Annotated in this window: 15 protein-coding genes; 3 read left to right on the top strand and 12 right to left on the bottom strand. The window is 44.2% G+C overall.

What is annotated here, in order from left to right; all coding sequences use genetic code 11:
• Nucleotides 1–78: 78 nt before the first annotated feature.
• The 5 genes from MHB56_RS18380 to MHB56_RS18360 all read right to left on the bottom strand — a co-directional run bounded on the left by MHB56_RS18380 (nt 79) and on the right by MHB56_RS18360 (nt 5148).
• Complete coding sequence (locus tag MHB56_RS18380) at nt 79–1356, bottom strand: glycoside hydrolase family 5 protein (protein ID WP_341143846.1); 1278 nt, start codon at nt 1354–1356, stop codon at nt 79–81.
• A 136-nt stretch (nt 1357–1492) separates the two neighbouring features.
• A complete protein-coding gene (locus MHB56_RS18375; RefSeq protein ID WP_076282591.1) occupies nt 1493–2428 on the bottom strand; it encodes a catalase family peroxidase in 936 nt (311 codons plus the stop codon).
• Nucleotides 2429–2492: 64 nt separating this feature from the next.
• Nucleotides 2493–2987: a hypothetical protein gene (locus MHB56_RS18370; protein ID WP_076179118.1), complete on the bottom strand. Its 495-nt coding sequence runs from the start codon at nt 2985–2987 to the stop codon at nt 2493–2495.
• A gap of 2 nt (nt 2988–2989) precedes the next feature.
• A complete protein-coding gene (locus MHB56_RS18365; RefSeq protein ID WP_081383601.1) occupies nt 2990–4354 on the bottom strand; it encodes a Dyp-type peroxidase in 1365 nt (454 codons plus the stop codon).
• Between the two features lie 239 nt (nt 4355–4593).
• Complete coding sequence (locus MHB56_RS18360; protein ID WP_076179117.1) at nt 4594–5148, bottom strand: hypothetical protein; 555 nt, start codon at nt 5146–5148, stop codon at nt 4594–4596.
• Nucleotides 5149–5261: 113 nt separating this feature from the next.
• On the opposite strand from MHB56_RS18360, the gene MHB56_RS18355 reads away from it, so the two are divergent.
• Nucleotides 5262–5540 (top strand): hypothetical protein, encoded by a 279-nt coding sequence (locus MHB56_RS18355; RefSeq protein ID WP_341143845.1) that lies wholly within the window; start codon nt 5262–5264, stop codon nt 5538–5540.
• Nucleotides 5541–5620: 80 nt separating this feature from the next.
• Here MHB56_RS18355 and gshAB read toward each other — a convergent pair whose 3' ends face one another.
• Both gshAB and MHB56_RS18345 read right to left on the bottom strand, forming a co-directional pair.
• Nucleotides 5621–7951: a bifunctional glutamate--cysteine ligase GshA/glutathione synthetase GshB gene (gene gshAB, locus MHB56_RS18350; protein ID WP_076130092.1), complete on the bottom strand. Its 2331-nt coding sequence runs from the start codon at nt 7949–7951 to the stop codon at nt 5621–5623.
• A 19-nt stretch (nt 7952–7970) separates the two neighbouring features.
• Nucleotides 7971–9323, bottom strand: coding sequence for an MATE family efflux transporter (locus MHB56_RS18345; protein ID WP_339281693.1), 1353 nt, complete (start codon nt 9321–9323; stop codon nt 7971–7973).
• Nucleotides 9324–9641: 318 nt separating this feature from the next.
• Here MHB56_RS18345 and MHB56_RS18340 point away from each other — a divergent pair, with 318 nt between their 5' ends.
• Both MHB56_RS18340 and MHB56_RS18335 read left to right on the top strand, forming a co-directional pair.
• Nucleotides 9642–10553, top strand: a complete 912-nt coding sequence (locus tag MHB56_RS18340; protein ID WP_339281692.1) for an ArsR/SmtB family transcription factor — start codon at nt 9642–9644, stop codon at nt 10551–10553.
• 69 nt (nt 10554–10622) lie between these two features.
• Entirely contained in the window at nt 10623–11897 is a 1275-nt protein-coding gene (locus tag MHB56_RS18335) for an MFS transporter (protein ID WP_341143844.1), read from the top strand.
• Between the two features lie 311 nt (nt 11898–12208).
• On the opposite strand, the gene MHB56_RS18330 is transcribed toward MHB56_RS18335, so the two are convergent.
• The 5 genes from MHB56_RS18330 to MHB56_RS18310 form a co-directional block, all read right to left on the bottom strand.
• Complete coding sequence (locus MHB56_RS18330) at nt 12209–12937, bottom strand: ECF transporter S component (protein ID WP_036684891.1); 729 nt, start codon at nt 12935–12937, stop codon at nt 12209–12211.
• Nucleotides 12919–14589, bottom strand: a complete 1671-nt coding sequence (locus MHB56_RS18325; RefSeq protein ID WP_076305187.1) for an ABC transporter ATP-binding protein — start codon at nt 14587–14589, stop codon at nt 12919–12921. The genes MHB56_RS18330 and MHB56_RS18325 overlap by 19 nt, the downstream gene beginning before the upstream one ends.
• Entirely contained in the window at nt 14562–15452 is an 891-nt protein-coding gene (locus tag MHB56_RS18320) for an energy-coupling factor transporter transmembrane component T (protein WP_076130087.1), read from the bottom strand. Before MHB56_RS18320 ends, MHB56_RS18325 begins: the two co-directional genes overlap by 28 nt.
• The gene (locus tag MHB56_RS18315; protein WP_341143843.1) at nt 15452–16441 is read right to left on the bottom strand and encodes a DUF4430 domain-containing protein; all 990 of its coding nucleotides are present in this window, start codon (nt 16439–16441) and stop codon (nt 15452–15454) included. Before MHB56_RS18315 ends, MHB56_RS18320 begins: the two co-directional genes overlap by 1 nt.
• Before the next feature lie 71 nt (nt 16442–16512).
• Nucleotides 16513–22104 carry an S-layer homology domain-containing protein gene (locus tag MHB56_RS18310; RefSeq protein WP_341143842.1) on the bottom strand — a complete coding sequence of 1864 codons (5592 nt, stop codon included), beginning with the start codon at nt 22102–22104 and terminating at the stop codon, nt 16513–16515.
• Nucleotides 22105–22262: the final 158 nt, after the last annotated feature.

The raw sequence follows: 22262 nt of genomic DNA, 5'->3' as shown, positions 1-22262 counted from the left end.
TTCTCCTTCCTATAATTATCAGAAGAAAAAGGCGAAATCCTTTACAGGTTTCACCTTTTCATATATTTTCATGCTACGTTATTGCAACTTCTCTACACCTAATCCCTTCGTCAGTACGTTCCATATCGGGTTATCGACCGTCTTTCGATCAGGCTGTTCACCCTTCTCTATCGCTTCCCAATACTCCCAGGTTAGTGGCTCAGTGCCAAGTTCATAATCCATGCCATCCCAAGTATCCTCCCGGAACGCATAAAACGCCCAGTGCCAGCCGTAATCAGCAAAAATCGAGATTAAATCAGCCAAGTATTGATCTGCACCTTTTACAAGCCGGTTCGTGCCAAATTCTTCAGCGACAATACGATTAGCAGGGATGTTATTTTTTTCTGCCCACTGTGCGATAGGTTCTAGAAAATCCTTTAAGGCTTTCTTATTGAATGCTTTTTCCGTCTTCTCCTCACCTACTTTAACTGTTCCAGGATATTCATGGGTTAAGCCTTTTTTCTTATTTTGGCTGGTGAGTTCGTAGGGTTCGTACATATGAAAAGCATATAATACATTCGCATCATCGATGGGTTTCAAATATTTAAAGGCCCATGGTGTAGCATACAGACCAGAATTGACGATAATAGGGGTTTCCGTATCTACGGTTCGAATCGCTGTCACAATAGTCTCATATAAAAGATTCAAATCCGCCGGAGTATTCTCCACTGAGCTATACCATTCGTTGTAATCCTCTGTCCAGAAATCATTAAATCCAGTAGCTTGTTCAGGATGTGGCTCATTAATCAGATTATAGCCGACCACCGCAGGATGATCCTTTAATCTTTCCGCAAGATCCTTCCAAAACGTTGCCGCTTGTTCATGATAACTGAAATCCTTCCAGATTCGATCATCATTTGTATAATCATTAAACTGTCGCCACCGATCTCCGGGCAGACTAAGGACTGTCAGCACTACTTTTGAACCCCGCGCCTCGGCTGCATCCAAGTCTGCTTTTAACGCTGTAAAATCATCCTCAACAAGCCCCTCATATTTATCTGCATTCCCTATTAAAAAGTCTTTATCTGGATTGGCATCCGGTTGATCGTTAAACAGGAAATCACTATCTTTTGCCCATTTATCTGGCGCAAGTCGAATGAACTCTATATTATTTTCTTTCGCTGCATCATAATTTTCGGGTATAGATTTGGAATTCATGAAATTTGTTCCTTTACGCTGTTGATCCCAGAAAGCGATCTTCTCATTGACCTCTTTCTTCACCTCCTTCTCCGGTTCAAGATTTGCTTGTGGTGTTGCTGCACTGCATCCTACGACTGCCAACAAAATCAATACGATAAATCCTTTAAACTTCTTCATTCTCTCACCTCGTAACCTATCGTAGCCAATCTCTGTTACAAGAGTGTCACAAGACATACCTAAAAAGACTGCCCTAAGGATGTCGGCAGACATTCTAGGACAGCCCGATCATATTCATAGAATATAAAATAAATGCTTACTGATTAATACTTCGACGGGAATGTGACTCCGCATAGGCATCATGACGAAAGTTCAGAATAGGATCTTCAGAGCATTCAATGCCGGCAGGTACAACTGTCGGATCAAAGACGTACTCTTGAGCCTTCTCGTCTGCCACGCCGGTGATCGACAAATGGCCGACAACAATCCGTTCCCGGTCTTCAGGCCAAGCAGACGTCGGGTCATCCGTAGGATCTCCCTCCTGCCCGAGGATTACTGTCAATTGAAACGCCACCGGACCTTTGGACAGTCTCTCGATTAGTTCATCCTCCAAATAATCGGGAGATCGATTCTCCACCTCTTCCTGGGCCAGAAAGTGCAGACCCGCTTCCGGTTCCCACTCATATTTAATAGCCCGCCGCTCGCCAGCAGCATTGGTGAAGTAATAGGCATGAATGGAATGATAAAGGTTGGTTGCAAAACTGAGTGGCGGTTGCAGCATTTTCACGGCTTGAAGCCCAGCCCGGCTTTCCGAATACTTCTCCATAACGGCTTTGAATTTGTCTGCAATGGTCGCTCCCTCAAACGAATTTTCTTTAATTGTACGTAAGATATTAATAAAGGATTGCGGTGTTTTGGCAAAAAAGATCGGCAATGTAATTGTCACCAAACTTGTCACGCCCCCATCAGGCAATACAAACTGAACCGCCATTCCTTTTGCAGGCGAAAAAACATCAGGGATGGACGGATTAGTCGAGCTATTGGAGAAGCGTACAAGAGCTTGCACCTCATGATTTTGCAAATGTGGCGCTGTTGTTAAAGGACCCGCTTGGCCGTTAGGGGTGAACACCGCCTGGTAGACAACACCTTTGGCGTGCGCGCGTCGATAACCCGGATATTTGCCTGCTACCTCCTCAATGGAGTTTACCGCTTCTTCTGCGAGTTCAGACGACACTGATTTATTATTGTTCATTTTCGTTCACCTCTTTGTAATTTATCAGGAAGGAAAAGGGGACAAGGCCCCCTTTTCTAGTTTTTTAGCTTTGTGATGCGTCGAGCAGGTCATTCCAGGCCTTCGTAATTCGCTGTCCGCGCCAAATATCTCTGACCGTGGCATCGGGATAAGCACTGTACCAGCCGGATGCAGTGATCTGATGGTTGGCGATGAAGTCTTTCGCTTCCGAAGATTCAATTCCCGGAAAATCCTTCACTTCATTAAACATGTTATTCAACAACTCTGGAATTTCAGTTCCAAAATCATCGATATAACTATCCCAATCTCCATCATAAGCCGTCGCGAACAACAGCCGCGTGTCGTTATCAAAGATTACGAAGCGCATGTCGTGAACGGTCGCGATCTTCGCCATCGTTTCGGCTTGTCTCGATGCACTTTTTTTCAGCTTCTCACGGAGACGATCCGCCCCACCTTCTTTAAGCGGCGCAATGATGGTAAGCTCAGATATTTCACCTTCCCGCAGGCCGGCACGTCCAGCGCTTGTAATTGGATTAGTCTGATCTTGTCTTTCTAACATGTTTATTCCTCCTTAGATGTATGTTGATCCAACTCTGCCATCCACCGCAATGCAGTCATGCTGGGAACAAAGAAATACTCCCCGCCTTTGGTGATTGAAAAACTTGGAATTTCTTTCATCCGGTGGCGAATAGGTTTGTCCGGAATGGTAAACATCCCTTCCCCCTCATTCTTACCGGTAATAGGGTCTTTCTCGGTTGACATGCCCGCGAAATTGCCTCCATTTAACCAATCGCTCTTGATAAACTCGAATTGGCGGGACAATGAGCTGCATATACCTGCAAAAATAAGGCCTCTATCCTGACCATCATCCTCCATTACACCTTTTGGCAGTATAGGGCCATACATCGTTGACCGCCGGAGCAACCGGTGAATGTTCACATTAACAACCGAATCCTGCAAGCTGTCTCGGGGAAATGCACGACGGATATGCGAGCTTACCGGACATTTCAACCCTTTATGATCATCCCCGTACGTAAATGCGTTCCGTCGGCTGACGTCTTCGCCCAGTGCCGGGTCATCTGCTTCAGGAGCCAGACTTAAAGGGGCTCCGCTCGGCCATCTTCCTACCATTTTAGCGGCCAAAAGTTCTTCCTCTTCCCGGTTATCCGCATGCTCCCGCAAATAACGACGGAAAGTCGCGACCCTCATATGCAATTTGCGGAAACTGAGGTAACTGCCATTGTGGCCAAGTTCTGCCGGCTGTGGTCCCTGTGTTATAGTGCCGGATTCATTTAAATGCCCGAACAGGAATTCACCGGCTTTAATCTCCGCTTCCTGTCCCACCGCATTGGGTATATGGTTTCCTTCGATTCTCGGATTGCTGATTCCATCCATGAAGCCCAGATGAGTACGTCCGTCAGGATTCATTCCGACATCCAGCTGGTAAACGACGGATACACCATTCAGTTCGCAGTGGATTCGACGGGCTGCTTCTTCTGCTTGTAGCAGCGCTTCTTTGGTGGGCGCGAACAGAGCAAGTGCCACATCGACTTTGTCAGTACCCAGCGGGTCTTCCCAGTGCTCCGGGCTGCTTTCGTTTACATCCCCTAGCTTAGCTGCCCGGGCAGCCATGCCCTCCCGGAACTCCAGGTCGAAGCTGTTGAGTGACTCCTTGGGAATCCCCAGCTTCTGGAGTCCTTGATAGGTAAAACCAACGTTGACCCAAGCACCTTCGTGAGGATTATTCCACTGTCCGGCCGACGTCACTTCGTCGAGAAGCCGCTTCAGCATCACTTTCCCGTCCTGTTGATGATCGATAGACAGCAATACATAGGTTCCTACGTAGGGGGTAGGCCGTTCTTGTAAGACGATTCCTTGAATGTCATCATAATTCAGTTCTTCCGTTTCTGTACCTATGACGCTCACTCCTCCCTCGTCTTAAAGTTGTTTTCATAATATTAAAAACGGGTATTCTCTCATCCGTCTCTCGATCTAATTAAACTTAGCCCTAAATGGTTAATCAGGTTAACAGTCCTCCCCAACTAGACAATAACGGTACATTGTCTAAAAAATAGACATATCGTTAGATTTGTCTAAAATCGAGACAAAAAAGAGATATTCTAAAACCGGACCGGCTTTAGAACATCTCTTATCTTCGACTAACCTCACAAATCATATTCATAGTTATCAAACTTGCCATCTGATGCGAAGACATATTCGCAGATGTTCTCACCCCATCTAGCTATAACACTAAAGACGCGACCCGAAGTGGGAATATCACTGGTGGATGCTGGAGGGTTCACAAATTCATATTTCCCTTCGACGAGTGTTACAGGAACTTCTACAATTGGAAGCTGCGATTCATCAAAGCTCTCAGTTAGATAGGCCATCTTTACTGTGACTTCACTCGGTGCGTAATCTCCAAAGTCGACCTGCAGTTTCTCCCCTGGTTTCAAACGATGCAGCCCCGTTAGAAGCGTAGGTTCACTATGCCAAGCCGTATAGTAAAAGGAAGCCCGATCATAGTCCGCTCCATTCCAGCTCGTCTTTAGAATGACATAATTCTCTATAGCATCTGTACTATTCTCATGTGTAATGATAAGGGGCGACGGTTCAGCAGGACTTTTGAAAGAGCTCTCGGATTTACTCATTATTCCTCCGCGTTCCCCAAGCACCACCGCACCAATGATAACTACTGCCAACAGCATCAATGAAATCAATAATATCCTTTTAGACTTATTCCTATGTTTGATAATAGCTCCCGCCTTTCCTTAAACTTCTAAGCCTTCTTCCATTTAACACTTGATCATCAAGCCATGCAAGTAGGTAGCTGATGAATTATATAGCAAATCCAAGAGTTAACTCTCCTTCTATCATATTCTATTTCTATGAGGTGAATATAATCATTTTCACCACGACATTTGGGGTTGCGATCAGCAGAGAAAATGAAGCCTTCGGTTTTACAGCAGTAGATATTCCACCACCAGCGGCTGTCGCAACAGGTCAAATTCAGTACACAGCAGAGATCTTCACAAATGCAGCTGCAACAGATCCCTTTAATAATGTCCAAGCCAGAAACTTTAGTGGCGTTGCAGCTGCGGGTAACTCCTAACATGAACATGTAGTGGGTGAGGGAGCGAATTGCCCCTTTAAAAACAGAAGCTCAACCAAAGGTACTGGTTGAGCTTCTGTTTATTCCCCAAATAATAGATTCAGAATCCGTTCATCCGCCTTTCGGTTCTTCCCTTTATAAGGATAACAATGAATATGAATCGCTGGATTAAAGTTAATCTCAATAACGCTATAGTTCGTATCATTGGCTTCTTCCTTGATGTCATCAATCATCATATCCACTCCACAAAAAGTAGCGCCCGCAGCTTTAGCCGCTTGAATCGCCAGAGCCTTATAACTATCTGGGATCTCATCCGTAAAATCCAGGCTGTCACCACCCGTGCTAATATTAGAGTTCTCCCGAAGATAGATGACTTCGTTTAATGGAGGAATATCACTCCAAGCCTGAGCGTGGTTGTTCAAGAACATCGCTTCTGCTTCACCGATCTGAATTTTCTCAAGTGGTGTCTTGTACCCACGGCCTCTTAACGGATCCTTATTTTTCTCGTGCACTAGTTGTTCAATCGTATGTACACCATCTCCAATCACATTTGCAGGAACCCGGTGCAATACTCCGACTACTTCATCACCCATGACAAGAAAACGATATTCTTTACCCGTCATGAATTCCTCTAGTAGCACTGTTCGATCAAACTCGAAGGCGATTTCGAAGGCTTTTTGATAATCTTCTTTAGAGAAGTCGTCTGTAAAAATAGTAATGCCGAGTCCAAAATTGGTTGATTTGGGCTTAATCACAATAGCCTTGTTACGGTAAGTGCCATGCGCATTCATTGCCTCTTCCAGATTTCGAAAAGCTTCTCCTGCGGGAACACGAATGCCTTGCTGTTTAAGAACTTCTTTCGTAACGATCTTATTCTCCATGATTAATACCGTACTATAAGAATCAAGGGAGGTCTTCGTAGCTTGCTTAATATATTCTTTATGATCACCTTGCGTAAGAACTACAAAGTTCTCTTCCCGATCGATCAATTGAAACTTAATGCCACGTTTAACCGCTGCCTTCAAAAGAAGCTGTGTAGATAGCTCCAGATCCTCATATCCCACAAAACGGTATCCATTCGCAAGACTTTCCTTAGCATATTGTTTAGCTTTATTCAGATGGTATTGTACAAAAGAGGATTGTTGAACTTCCGACTTCACAATAGCTGCAAAACTCCGGTCTGGCTCTACAATTTTATTCTTAGCTCCATGCAATACGTTCAAAAACACTTCATTCTCCGGGTTCAACAGTTGGATCATATTCTGCATCTCATGAATACAAGTTACTGCCTGCTGCTCCATCGTTGTACATGAATCCCCGTAATCATGCAAACATCCCTTTATTCCTTCCATGATTAGTTGATCATGATTAAGATTCGCCATCTTCTGATCCTCTACTCCGAACGGTTCGTCCTCCTTCAGCAGCATATACAAGATAAAAAGATGAATGAAAATCATCGTTTCTTTGCCGATTCCTATTTTGTAGAGTGGATTCAGATCAATAAACCGAAGCTCCAAATAAGCTATCCCATCTTGCATCAGTTCCTCTAAAGGGTGTTTGCCTCTTGCTGTCTTCACTCTAACCGGACTATAAAACTCTTTTACACTTAATAATTCTTCCGATTCGATCAAAGCTTGTAAATCATGAACATAATCCCTTAACGAAGCAAAAGATACATAAAGAGGTTTTTCATTTCGATACCCACATTCGCTATTCCGCAGTGAATTCATATTCTGATAATAAAAGCTTTTGTCGTCATCTGATTCCCCGCGTGCAACACATTGTTCCATATAAGTCTTATCAAAAACAGGGCTGGCGCCTGTTAAATAGATAAGAAGCCAACGGTACCGCAATAGGTTACGGGCTATTTTTAAGTAGGTAGCGTCTTTGAATTCTTTAAAGCTCACCTGTGGATCTGCTATGTCATGAAGCTGTCTCAGAAATTGTTCATCAAAAGAGAAATTGTAATGGATTCCGCTCAGCAATTGTCTTTTGCGACCGTATTTGTCTGCTAGCTGATGTCTGTATTCATCCTCAATCGGATTACCCATCTTGGCAATGGGGATGTCCTGATCATTCGGTAGCCTTGGAGGATTACTACTTGGCCACAGATATTCTTCCTTGAGCTCAAGCGACACAATATCCTGCAGCGCCTCCAGAAAGTTATAAGTCTCATCAATAGAATCAAAAGAGGGGGTGACCATTTCAATTTGACTCTCTGAGAAGTCGGTTTGAATATACGGGTTCTCCATTTTGTTGCCAAAAGCTTTAGGATGTGGTGTCAGCGCAAGCCTTCCCTCTGGATCCACTCTGACATTTTCTTTTTCCAGTCCAAATTCGCCGTGAAAAAGCTCCTTATTCAAATGGTTATCCCTCAGAAGCTGTATGAGTTTACGATTTAATAAAGCCATTTCAACGATCATCCTTTGCTTAGTAGTTTATCTGCTGTTTGTTCATTTTGAATAAAGATCTTCTAAACCAGAACACAAGAATAACCCCTTTAAACACACTGCTTAGAGCAATCGACATCCACACCCCATTCAGGCCAAAAGGTTCGGATAAAATCAAGGCTAGTGGAATTCGCAGTGCAGTAAATGTAATACTGAAGATCGGCGGGATATGAGTTTGGCCAATGCCGTTAAACGCACCTACTGTCATTAATTCCATACACATAAATAATTGAGAGTAGCCAATGATGCGCATATAATCAGTGCCTAATTCCAGGCTTGTCTGATCTGATAAAAACAAGGAAAATAGCTGCTGCGGGAACGCAATAAATATAAGCGATATGATCACGCCAAAGATGGAGGTTAAGATCAAAGCCTTACGATATCCCTGCCCTATACGGTCCAATCGGCGTGCTCCATAATTTTGTCCAAAAAAGGCAGCAATAGCTCCCTGTAGTCCTCCAATAGTCATATAAGAAATAGATTCAATTTGAATCCCTACTTTTTGCACCGCAATCGCATCCGCCCCAAAACGTACAATGATCTTAGCAATGACGATCGATATGAGCGTAAAGGTGACCCGTTGGATTGTGATCGGAAGTCCCATACGAATTACTTCTTTCATTTGACGACTGTCCCATGCTGATGTGTTCGAAATGATTTCTGACTTTCTTGTCTTTATGATAAAAAGAGCCGTAACTAAGATGTTCGCTGTCAATGTTGCCGTGGCTGCCCCCGCTACTCCCCAACCTTCAAAACTGCCCCAGCCAAAAATTAAAAATGGATCAAGGACGATATTAACCATAAGACCAACAGAGAAGATCTGAAACGGTTGTTTACTATTTCCCATCGAGTTTAAGAGTGTGGCAAACAAAGTATTTACGATGGAAAATACCGTCCCGAAGATCGAAATCATTAAAAATTGTCGTGCCATCCGTTCAACTTCATCACTTCCAAGACCAAAAAAACCAATCAACTGATTGTTGGTCAACAGAACTAAACTCATATAGAGAAGTCCTAATAAAATAGACATCGCAAACCCGTTTTTCATATAAGATTTAGCCTTCTCTATCTGGCCAGATCCCATACAAAACGCAACCTTAATCCCTGTACCGATCGTAATCATAGTCGACAATGCAATCGCTAGATTAATGAAAAAACTCGCCGTGCCAATCGCGGCAACAGGACCACTTCCCAATCTTCCAACCCAAATCATATCGACGAGGCCATAGGTTGTGGAGATGAAATTCGTCGCAATAATGGGAAGCGTTAATTTCATTAAGGTAGGCATAATAGGACCCTGAGTCAAATCATTCATGCCCTGAAATTCCTTCAAATCTAAAAACACCTTCTTCATCTGAGTTTCAGATTTATTATATAACCAAACACTTATATAATCAATTGATTATATTTGAGCAATCTACTCAGAACTCCTAAAAAGTATATAAATTGTGTAGACGTCAAAAGACAGTTCCTAATGCACAAAATGTGCCTACCGGAACTGTCTTTTTTTCGTAATTAAAATTTCTTTTGTTTTCAGTCGAAAAGCTATTGAAAATGGAATATAGTTCGTTTACAATAAAACCAATAAAAAGTTCTATAATTATAGAACTAATAAATGTTTCAGTAACTTACTCAAAGGATGGAGAAGCTCATGGAATATAAAGTAGAAGTCGATTTTGCCCCCATGTATGAATGTGTGAACAGTATGACTGCTTTTCTAAGCAAGCAGAACCATACTGCTATGGATTCCGGTAAGCTCTGGGTACGTGAAGTCCAAGCAAGATTTGCCCCGATGTTGCTTCGTAAAATGCAAGAGGTCGTTAAGAAACTTGATGATTTCAGTTTGGCTCCCTACATTTGGTGCTGTCCAGTAGAACGTTCGGTTAGCAGCTTTCTGGATTGGTTTGATCGGTTAACTTCGGGTGAACTGTATGAAATATCTGGACGTTTCGGCCAATCGGTCCCCTCTAATCTTTCCGAGCTAAGGGACACTGCCTCTGACATCCTGCGCGAATGGAACGCGGGTTACTTCAATGGAATCGACCCTAATATCCTCAAAGGGCTTGAACAGGAAGCCGAGTCAAGACGAACGATACTGAATGGGAACAATGATATGGAAGTCTTTGAAGCAGCAACCGACGGAATGCGTCTCTATCCAACCGAACGTCTGAAGCAGGTCATTATCATTCCGCAATATCATGCCCGCCCACTGGTCACCACCTCTATGTTTGATGAATTCGTGTTCACTAGCTACTCTTGTGATGTTCTCCCTCCGGAAGCTGGCCGGCCTGCTCCAGCACTACTTCGCCTTACCCGGGCACTCTCGGATGAGACGCGGCTGTATATCCTTCGTTTGCTTACAGGCAAGCAGTTGAATTTCACGGAAATCGTGCGGGAAGTCGGACTTTCTAAAAGTACAATCCACTACCATCTGATCGCGCTGCGCGCAGCAGGACTGGTCATTGTCCATACCAACGTTAAAAGCACATCGTATAGCCTGCGATTGGAAGCCTTAAATGGGCTACCGCAACAGATTGGGTCATATCTAGAGAATCAAGCATAAACGCCTTAAGCGTCCTTATAAGGACTGTAAGCGTATATGCGAGAAATATAAGAAAGGAGCGAACAGGCTATGATAAAACGCAGCTATTATGGTTTACTCTCAACCATAACTTTAAGTGCTTTTGGGGATGCTTTTGGCTTGTTGGCTATGGAATGGCTCGTCTATGAGCTGACGGGTTCCAAACTAGCGATGGGAGCACTCGCACTCAGCTCCGGCATACCTGAGCTGCTGCTGCGCTTGCTGGGCTCGCCGCTGTCCGACCGACTCCACCGGGTACGCTTTATGGCCTGCTTGGCAGCCATTCGCCTGCTGGCTATAGCATTGCCACTTGGCATGGGTCTGGCTGGCCAACTGCAGCTGTGGCATCTGTTTGTCGCCGCTGGTCTCAGCGGGGCCTGCGCCGCCCTGTTCATGCCAACAGCCATGGCTGTTATTCCCGGCGTTGCCGATAGCCGGAAGCTGGTGCGGGCTTTTGCTATCATCGATGGCAGCAAAAGTGCAGCAGTCTTGCTGGGCCCCGCCCTGGCTGGGGCGTTGACCGCTGCCAGTGGCGCGCTGCCAGCCCTTAGCATCAACATGTTATGTTACGTTGCGGCCATCACTACCTTGCTGTGCCTGCAGAAGCTACCCAAGCCCTCTCCAGCTCCAGGCCGTTTCTCCATTGCCATCTACGTTCGCGAAATAGCTGAGGGCTTTACCTTCTATAAACAATTCCCCGCCATGCTTACGATAATGATGATGGCCTCTATTAGTAATCTAAGCTCCATTGCCGTCTGGACCATGATGGTTCCTTTTGTACGCGAAGTGCTCCACCGTGATGCGGCGACGATGGGCACACTTAGTACAGTTTTCGCACTTGGAACCTTAGTCGGGCTAAGCGTCATTTCCATGATAGGGGAAATTAAAAAGAGGCGGTTTGTCATGCTCGGAAGTCTGGGGACCATCGGTTTAGTTACAACATTATGGGGGTTGTTTCCTAGTTTTTCTTTTGCTCTCGCCGCCGTATTCGCCACCGGAACGATAGGCCCCTTCTTCGGCTCCTTAAGCTCTTCACTCCATGGACGTCTGGTTCCGAGCAATCTGCAAGGAAGAGTCAACTCCATCCGTTTTTTAATCGGTGGCGGTTTACAGCCTTTTGGTGCTTTTGCCGGCGCCGCGATTGCTGAACTCTATGGTGTGCCTGCGCTTTTTGTCATCGCCGGCTTGCTTCCAATGCTCTGCGCCAGCGCAGCCTTGCTGCTCCCCGGACTCAAAACACTGGACGGCGACCTCTCCACACTTGAAGCCACTCATAATCAGCCCGATGCCGGGGTTCCCCCGCACAAAGTTGTTGCTGAACGTTAAGTGAATCAAAAAAACAGGCGATACCGGATACCGGAACATCGCCTGTTTTTATAAGTCTTCACCTAGGAGCATCACTACTAGGTATATTCTCTTTTCAGTGGCTTGTCACAGTGGCCTGATTCGTAGCCACTAGTTCCCCTCCCCCTTCCGCTAAAAACTGAAGCGGGAGGCGCTGAGCCTTTAGTTTGTGTTTGTGTGTTTGTATTTTGGAATTCGCGCTGATAGCAGCGGAGAGAACGGACTGATTGTGGAAAAGCGGAGCGTCCGCCAGCGTAAAAAGCGCACAACGTCCAAAAGCTAATACCAAGAACCTAAGGCTCAATCAACCCATATTTCGTTTTTATCCGATCCAACTTCTCAATCATAGGATTAGCAATAAAAAACAAAAACACCACCGTCGAGATCGCATGCACCATATCAAACCAAAAACCTGAAATATAAGTGGTCATTAAAGCCGGCCATGAGAACTCTGAAGTGAACATCATCAGCGAGCCTATATTGATAATGCCTCCGTATACGAAAAACGTCGCTAAGCCTCCGAATATACACAGCGACAGCTTATTCTTTTTAAGCAGACCCTTCTTGAAGAAAATGCCCGCCAGGAAGCCAATGATGCCAAAACAAAACATTTGCCAAGGCGTCCAAGGCCCCTGCCCAAAGAAGAAATTCGAGACAAAGCCTGCAACAGCGCCAACCAGAAACCCTGCCTCCGCACCCAAGCTTACCCCTGCGATGATGACAATAGCAACCACTGGCTTAAACTGCGGCAACATAAAAAAGGCTGCGCGTCCCGCCACGGCAATGGCTGCTAACACCGCTATAACGATCAGCTCCCTCGCCTGCGGCTTCCGGTTCTCGAATACCATCGCAAAAGGAATCATCGTATAGATAACAATTAATAGACTGATAAAATAATACTTCCGATCATTTAGCACAAAGATGCCTAATAAAATCGTAGCTGGAATGACTATGAGGATTAGTAGTGCCGCTAATAAAGTTCGACGACTCAAACGACGATCCGTTATCTGCTTCTTTGACATAAATCAATCACACCCTCTATCGTTACTCCCTCATTCCATACATGACGCGCCATACGGTTGGCGGCCGTTGTATAGAAGCTGTTTCCCGCAAAAAACTTCTGTGCTTCATTCGTAGTGATGATACTTCCATCAAAAAACATGGCGCAGACCTCAGCGTATTTGGCACAAAATTCAACATCATGCGAGACCATTACAATAGTAACGCCTTCGGCATTGAGCTTTTGCAGGAATACGGCTAGCTTCTCTTTGAAGGGTCCATCCAGTCCTTTGGTCGGTTCATCCAACAGCAGAATCTTTGGTTCTAACAAAAGCACCTTCGCCAACGCTGCACGCTGTTGTTCTCCCCCGCTGAGATCATACGGATGCATGGAGAGGAGATGTTCCAGTTCTGCGAACTTTACCACAGCTTCAACTCTGGCGGTTTTTTCTTCCTTCGTCAAAGAGAGCTGGGATAACATTTCATATAAATCTAGCTCGACTGTTTTTTTCACAAATAAGGTTTGCGGATTTTGCGGGAGGATGCCCAGATTGTTAGTAAACAACGCTTTGGCATTCATCTTCGCAGGGTTGCTCCCGCCGATAAGAACCTTCCCTCTGTATGGCTGAAGGATCCCGCTCATCAGCGACAGCGTCGATGTCTTCCCTGTTCCATTCCCGCCAACAATACAATAAAATTGCCCTTGCTTCACTTCAAACGACAAATCTTTAATGATATCCGGTCCATTTTTATCATATTTAAACCATACGTCCTTAAACTTTATGACTACAGGGCCGGCCTCTTTCGTGCTAGGCTGAGTTTCTGCCATCGTTGCAGGAGTCTTACCCTTTAGAAAAGCATCCAACCATTGGCGCCCTTCCTTCACAGTCACAGGCCACGCTAAGTCATGATCTACTCCTGCAACAATCTGCATCGGTGAGGGCATGGACAGAAACATCGGATGGTTCAGCTTACTTAAAGCCTCGCCCACCTTTTGCGGGGTATCATCGGCGATCACAACTCCCTCATTCAGCACAATCAACCGATCTGTAAGCGGAAGAACATCCTCTAGACGATGCTCGGTCATGATCACGGTTGTTCCCAGCTCACGATTTATTTTTTTGACCGTCTCCAGAAAATCGGAAGCCGCAATAGGATCTAGCTGGGAGGTAGGCTCATCGAGGATTAGAACCGAGGGATGCATAGCCATTATGGAGGCTAAGTTAAGCAGCTGCTTCTGGCCGCCTGATAACTCAGTCACACTTTTATGAAACCAGGTCTGGATCCCAAAAAAACTGGCCATTTCCGCCACACGCAGACGAATAGTAGAATGATCATACCCCAAACTCTCCAGCCCAAAGGCAAGCTCATGCCATACTTTATCTGTCACTATTTGATTGTCCGGACTTTGGAGTACATAACCAATTTCCGCTGCCTGCGTTCTTTGATCGATCTCCTCTACAGGTTGACCCTTATAATAAATTGCCCCTTGGCGATTGCCATGTGGGGTTAGAATTGTTTTCAGTTGTCTAAGCAGAGTGCTTTTGCCACAGCCTGACTTTCCACAAATAGTAATGAAGTCTCCACTTTCAATCGTTAGATTAATATTCGAAAGAGCCGCTTGCTCTTGTTCAGGAAAAGTAAAGCTTAGTTCTTCGATTCGATAGATTTCCATTTCATTGCCTCCACCATATTGATGAGCACTGGGATCATACATAACGCAAAATAAGCGATATATATAAGAATACTAAAAGGCGTAATTGCGCTCGCTTTAATCGACGGATAGAATCTCATGGTGTTCTCACCCATCACTGCCCCTACGGCTACCAGCGCAATTAAGCCTGTCATGATCAAGAGGGCTACTTTGTCTCGGGCATCTAACCGAAAGATAGAAAAGCTTGTACGGCCCGGCAATCCATACCCTCTCGATCTCATGGAATCCGCTGTCTCAATCGCATTTTCCAAAGCCCAGGTGGTCATAATGGAGAGGATCGTAATCCCATTCCGCGCACGCGCGAGGAGATTTCCCTGTGAGACATCCCGACCTATACATTTTTGAGCATTAGAAATCACCTTGATTTGCGCTAAATATCTAGGAACAAAACGAAGCACCATCGAAAAAATCAACGACAGTGCCGGCAGTATTTTTCCGAATATATAAATAAACTTATCCGAGGTCATCACGACGTTATAACAGGAGAACCAAATAATTACCGTCACAAACATACACGCCGCTGCCACGCCATAAAGAATCGATTCCTTCGTAATTGGGTTCCCGTTGTTTAAATAGAACAAGATCGTTACCCCTTGATGATTAAAAACAGGATTCATCACTGCCATAAACAGCAGAAAAGGAATCATGTAAAGCAGATTAAATCGGATGCCCTTTTTTCCTTTTAACATAATTGAGTAGGCTACAGCACTAATAAGGGCAATCACTTGAAATATAGGATGCATGAACACCATGCTAAACAGCAATACAACAACAAAATATAGAAAATTCACAAACGGATGAAAGGTAGAAAAGCTATCCTTCATTATTTCTGAGCTCCTCCTGTGGCTACATAACCACCCACATCTCGACCTAGATCACAAGTGTATACCCAATCAATGACATCGCCATCTTTGAGAACATAACGGCTACTGCCGTAGTTAGGGAACCAGCCATTTACTTTGTACATCCATCCACTGAGCTCTCCAGCGTCGAATTCATACAGATTATTTATGCCTTCAATATAATTACTGTTATAGATCGGCGTCATGCTAAATTCCATATGGATTTTATTCTTTTTCATTTCTCTTAGTAAAACATCAAACACAGACTCACCTTCATAAAAAGTTACCTTCTGCGCTTTATAAATGATACCATCTGCCGGCAATACTTCAAGCTTATCCTGATTAAAAATATCCATGTTATCTAAAATTGTTGCCGCTGAGACGGACAAGGTAGCCGTTAATTGCTTCTTCTTATCTACCGTTGCATCTTGCCATTCCACTGGTTTAGGTTTCCCGCTCGGCACTGGATCGGTAAGAAATTTATCCTTTTTCGATTCCTGCTTGGTTTCTGTTGTCGCTACTTTTGAATCAGGTTTTGTTACGGGTTTTGCCGTCGCTTTCGTTTCCGGCACGGACGTTTTAGCCGCTTTCGGCGTTGCGGTCGGTTGCTTCGTTGCAGCAGGTTTTGTTGTTGCGACCGGTGTTACAACTTCTGTTGGTGCTGCAGTTCCTGTTGGTGTTACAGCTTCCGTTGGTGTTGCCGATTCATTTGGTTTTAGGGTTTCAATGGGCTTAGCTGTTTCACTTGGCGTAGCTGACGGTGTTATCTCTGTTGTCTCGGTAGCGATTGCCTCAGTGGGTTCAACATCATCATTTGTTGCGGAAGCAGTGTTCTCTGGCTCTATAACCTGTGTCTCAACGCTACTATTTGCGACCTTGTTTGGGCTCTTCTGGTAATCCCCGCCCCAAAAGAAGGCGATAGCCAATACACCTATGATTAGTATCGCGGTTAACCATTTCTTCTTGTTCATTTCTCTAGTCCCACCTTAAATAATAAGCAAGGGTATACACGCTACCCTTGCTTATCTCTCTAAATATAATTCTATTTGACGTCTGTCATATCATAAAGACGGGTCTGGCCATTAACGAGCCGATCATAGGAAACCAGTGCATACATCGCCTGATCCGTAGCCATAAGATCTACTTCTCCTGGTTGCGCGCCTCCATTGCCTACTCCACCCTGCTTCACGTGATAAAAACCACCTTCAGGTGCAGCAAAACTAAGCAATGCGTCTACTGCGGAATGTCCATTTTTAATAAATCTGGAATCCTTATGCGGGTCAATACCAAGGCCAGTTAAAGCTACAATCACCTGAGCGATGCTTTCGGAATTTGTAGATTCCCAGCTTGCAAAACCACCGTCTGCTGTCTGTGTTTTGGATAACCAAGCAATCCCCCGGTCCACAGCAGCTGTTACTTTGGCGTTGGTTTTGTAATAAGGCGTTAAGCCTTGAATGACCATCCCCGTGATATCTGGATCAGCCGCTGTAGCATTACTGCCTAGTGCCCATCCACCACCGCTGATCTCTCTGCCCAAAATATAATCAATGAGCCTCTCTCTAGTCGTCTGCGTCTTTACATCCTTAACCACTGGAATGTCGTAATGATTACTGTCCAGTGCAATGAGAGCAAACACAGGTCCGTTAATACCTTGCTTAATTACAGTATCAAAATCCGCGAGCGGTTCCAGTAGGTTATAACCCGCCACTTTATCAATATTTTTGTTGATTGAAGTTAATGCCAAAATAACTCTATCATATTCCGTATATTTTACGCTATGCAGCTTCCCAGCTTTTTCTTTAAGAGTTGCTTCTACATTCGCGTAGTACTTAGTGTAATAACTATCTGGAACCTTCACGCCTGAACGTGCCAGCCCGAACACTGTCCAGTCCCCGCCAACCGAGGAGATAACCGGGTTTGTTACTGTTTTTTGCAAAAAGGCAGCTGTGTTCTGAATATAAGAACTAACTGCTTTATTCTGAATAGTCGGACTAACCACTTTGTTCCCACTCTTATAATCATGGGTTCTAGTAGCTACAACAGCCGCCATTTCTCTAGTTACAAGCTCTTTAGGTTTAAATTGATTATCATCACCTAACATCAAACCAGTCGCAACAACGGTCTCTACATCTGCTTTGGCCCATGCCGATACGGTGTTGATATCTTTAATCGCTGTTCCTGGCTTCGTCGCCGGGATGGCCAATGCTCTGACGATAATTGCTGCCATCTGCTCACGAGTAATCTTGTCATTTGGCTTAAATTCATTATTAAAGCCTGTGATTAGACCTGCCTTATGCGCAGCATTCACATATGGATAGAACCAATCGCCTAGAGCGACATCCTTATAGGTAATGCCTTTATCACTCTTAATATCAAGTTCTAATGCAGAAACGAGAATCTTAGTGAACTCCGCTCTTGTGATATAAGCTTTCGGATTCACCTGGCCATTATTACCTTGGATATATCCTTTTACTGTAGCTGTTTCAATCGCTGAATAGGCCCAGGAAGAGATCTTATCAGCATCTGTATACAGTTGTTTAATATCATTCGTGTTCTGGGTAGGATCCTTAGGAGTCACTGTTGGAGATGGACTCACATTTGGATCAACGCCGGCTTCCGGATTAGCTCCCCCACCAGGAGCAGGAGTAGCACCAGGCTTAGGCGTTGGGCTTGGAGTAGGGCTTGTAGTTGGTATCGGTGCATTTAGATCCACACCCAAATTCGTAGTATAACGCCACTGAATTCTGTCCCCGGAACTTAGGTCATATGAAGATGCTCCATAATTAGGATATTTCCCATTCACATTATACATCCATCCACTGCCGCTGCCATGGTCAAATTCTCCATCGCCTGCGATCGATTCTACATACACACTTCCATATTTACCGCTCCAAGAATCTCGATATTCGATACCGCGGCTATCTAATGTTCTTTTTAGTACAGACCACACCGTGTCACCAGATTGTAGCTCTACCTGTACAGATGGAACAACATATCCCTTATTAATTGTAAGCTTATCCACGGACAGGGTTACATATGGTTTCGATGGAGTGGTTTCGCCACCATTGTTGCCGCCATTTCCTTCACCATTTCCGCTACCACCGTCGCCGCCAGGTGTTTGTACTGCACTGGAAGCATACGCAATGTAGTCAGTGAAGTGATTGGTTTTTACAATTAAGTCATTTCCACTATCATAGGCATACTCAGACTTACCGCTTGCAAAACCTAAGTCATCACTTGCAAATTTTTGAATGGCATGAGGGGTGCCATTTTGAATATAAGCAGCTTCTTTTCCTTTAAGGTCCTTAAAGGTTAACGTAATAAATTGACTAAATTCTACTCTTGCACTACCACCCATGGAAAATGCTTGAAGAATGTTATCAAGCTTCTTGTCCCCAGGAATAATCTGATACACACTATCTTTTAGTGCAGATTCTGCACCGGTTAAAGCTGAAATCAGTTCAATCGCAGAGGCATCCCCACTTGTAACTTTTGCACCCTTAGGAATGACTACAGATACGTTACCTTTTATGGCCTCTATCTGAGGAAGGTCGCTGTTACTTGGTAAATTGACACTAACCTTCGATTGATTTTCTTCCGAAATAGCTACTGTGATTTCTTTGTTGCTATCTCCAGTGCTGATCGGAACGATATAATCATTAGCGTCATTTGGGATTTCAACTTTCGGGTTCTCCCCAGAAGGTAACGGAAGTTCTTTCGGACCCTCTGGTTGCCCAGGCCCCGGTTCTTCTGGTTGTTCCAGTTGCACATCATTCATATCAAAGAGACGGTTGCTATGATTGATCAGACGATCATAGGACACAAGAGCATACGTACCTTGGTCCGTCGCCATATTGTCCACTTTGCCTGTGAGGATATGCTTAAATCCACCCTCAGGTGCAGCAAAGCTAAGTAATGCATCAATAAGCGAATTTCCACTTTTAACAAATCTAGCGTCAGTGTGCGGATCTACGCCTACACCAGTTAAGGCTACAATTACCTGCGAGATACTTTCGCTGCTAGTGCTTCCCCAGCTTGTAAATCCGCCTTGATTGTTTTGGTTATCGGACAGCCATTGGATGGCCCGATCCACGGCAGCTTTTACATCATCACGGGTTGCATAATAAGGTGCAAGAGCTTGCATCGCCATCGCAGTCATATCGACATCGGCTTTGGTTACGCCTAATGCCCAGCCACCAGCTTCTGCTGTACCTTTTTTAACCTCTTTATCTAAAATATACTGAACTAGTTTTTCTCTTGTGGTCTGTTCTGTAACTCCATCAACTACAGGAATCTCATAGTTATGGCTATCTAGCGCAATCAGAGCAAAAATCGGACCATTATTGCCTTGCTTTTGGATATATTGATAATCAGCGAGTGCTTTTCTCAGATCATATCCCGCAACATTTGTGATATCTTTTCCGATAGAGGTAAGTCCTAATATTGCTCTGGAATTCTCTGTGCTTTTATTGGCGTCGAGTTTTCCATCCTCTTTAATGATTGATGCTATTTTCGTTGCTACATTGTTGTAATAAAGATCGTAATAACCGTTAGGTACTGTATAGTTCGCCCGGGCCAGAGAAAGGATTGACCATTCTCCACTGCCTGTTCCAAACGACGGGTTCTTTACAGTGTTTAAAATATAGGCAAGGCTTTTATTTAATTGTTGTTTGGCTACAACAGTAGTAGGTTGTTCTAATTGTACATCATTCATATCAAAGAGACGGTTGCTATGATTGATCAGACGATCATAGGACACAAGTGCATACGTACCTTGGTCCGTTGCCATATTGTCTACTTTGCCTGTGAGGATATGCTTAAATCCACCCTCAGGTGCAGCAAAGCTAAGTAATGCATCAATAAGCGAATTTCCACTTTTAACAAATCTAGCGTCAGTGTGCGGATCTACGCCTACACCAGTTAAGGCTACAATTACCTGCGAGATACTTTCGCTGCTAGTGCTTCCCCAGCTTGTAAATCCGCCTTGATTGTTTTGGTTATCGGACAGCCATTGGATGGCCCGATCCACGGCAGCTTTTACATCATCACGGGTTGCATAATAAGGTGCAAGAGCTTGCATCGCCATCGCAGTCATATCGACATCGGCTTTGGTTACGCCTAATGCCCAGCCACCAGCTTCTGCTGTACCTTTTTTAACCTCTTTATCTAAAATATACTGAACTAGTTTTTCTCTTGTGGTCTGTTCTGTAACTCCATCAACTACAGGAATCTCATAGTTATGGCTATCTAGCGCAATCAGAGCAAAAATCGGACCATTATTGCCTTGCTTTTGGATATATTGATAATCAGCGAGTGCTTTTCTCAGATCATATCCCGCAACATTTGTGATATCTTTTCCGATAGAGGTAAGTCCTAATATTGCTCTGGAATTCTCTGTGCTTTTATTGGCGTCGAGTTTTCCATCCTCTTTAATGATTGATGCTATTTTCGTTGCTACATTGTTGTAATAAAGATCGTAATAACCGTTAGGTACTGTATAGTTCGCCCGGGCCAAAGAAAGGATTGACCATTCTCCGCTACCTGTTCCAAACGTGGGATTCTTTACAGTATTTAAAATATAAGCAAGGTTTTTATCTAACTGTTGTTTGACGGCAACTGTAGTTTCCAGTTTGTAAGTAACCTGATAAGTTACATTTGTTTTGTTTCCAGCTCCGTCAAGAGCCGTTACAGTAATTGCATTACTGCCTGAATTCAGAGTAGCTTTGTACTCCCCATTTGCAGGTGATAAAGTAACTCCATTCAGCTTCACTTCTGGAGTAATGTCACTATATACATTGTCTGTGACAGCTACTTTGAAGCTTATTTCTTTATTGGATACTTCCTGTTTATCTTGTATGCCACTTACTGTAATAACAGGGGGTTCTATGTCTAATGCATTATTAAGACCGACAAGCGCATGATCTACACTTATTTGAGAGCTTGCCATGTTTTCGAGCACGGAATAGGCTTCATAAACTGCCGATTGCACTACTGGTCTGTCCAAAATAGTTTCTTTATTAGGGGCACTGTTAATCTCGGCGATTTCCGCAGTTAAAGCATCCTTATTGGCAAGTTGAACTGGGATTTCCCCCCAGCCGCCAAGATCAGAACCATAGCCATAAGTGGTGAACTGAGTTCGAATGATGTCACCGTCTTGAGGCTTATAATCGGTCATCCCAAACGGAGGAAACACATTATTTACTGCATACATCCAACCCGACATGGAGGTGTAGTCAAACTGACTTAACCAATCTGGGTCTGCTTTAGTGCCGACTGTATTCCCATCGGCTGAAATCATATCTAAAATATATTGTGGAATATTGACTTCACTTCTGCCACTATCTTTAACTTCTGATAAATAAAAACCACTATCTATATTTCCTAAATATCTATAATTGCCATCACCTAGCGCACGTGTTATTAAAGATGCGCCATTATCGCCTTCATAAATCGGAACTTTAATAGGTTCCTTAATATACCCTTGGCCTAAGGTGAATTTCTCTACGGATACAGATACATACCCTTTAAGGGTAGAGCTTGCTCCATCTGCTTGAGCCGGGATTACACTTGTAGAGAATGTCGTAATAAATACAGCTACAATAAGTAACCACGCTAAAAACTTATTTTTCTTCATTTTTCCATAACCCTTCCCTTCATACCTATGATAAAAAACAGAATAAACTTTCTCATAACCACAAAAAAACCACTCAACATAAACGTCAAGAGGTTAAGATAGTGAACCACGATAATAGCTGGCAAACACTATTCAAGCACCTCTCTATCGATCGTAGA

The sequence above is a fragment of the Paenibacillus sp. FSL H8-0315 genome, from assembly GCF_038005365.1.
GTDB classification, from domain to species: domain Bacteria; phylum Bacillota; class Bacilli; order Paenibacillales; family Paenibacillaceae; genus Paenibacillus_AQ; species Paenibacillus_AQ odorifer.
This window is presented reverse-complemented; position numbering and strand designations above follow the sequence as displayed.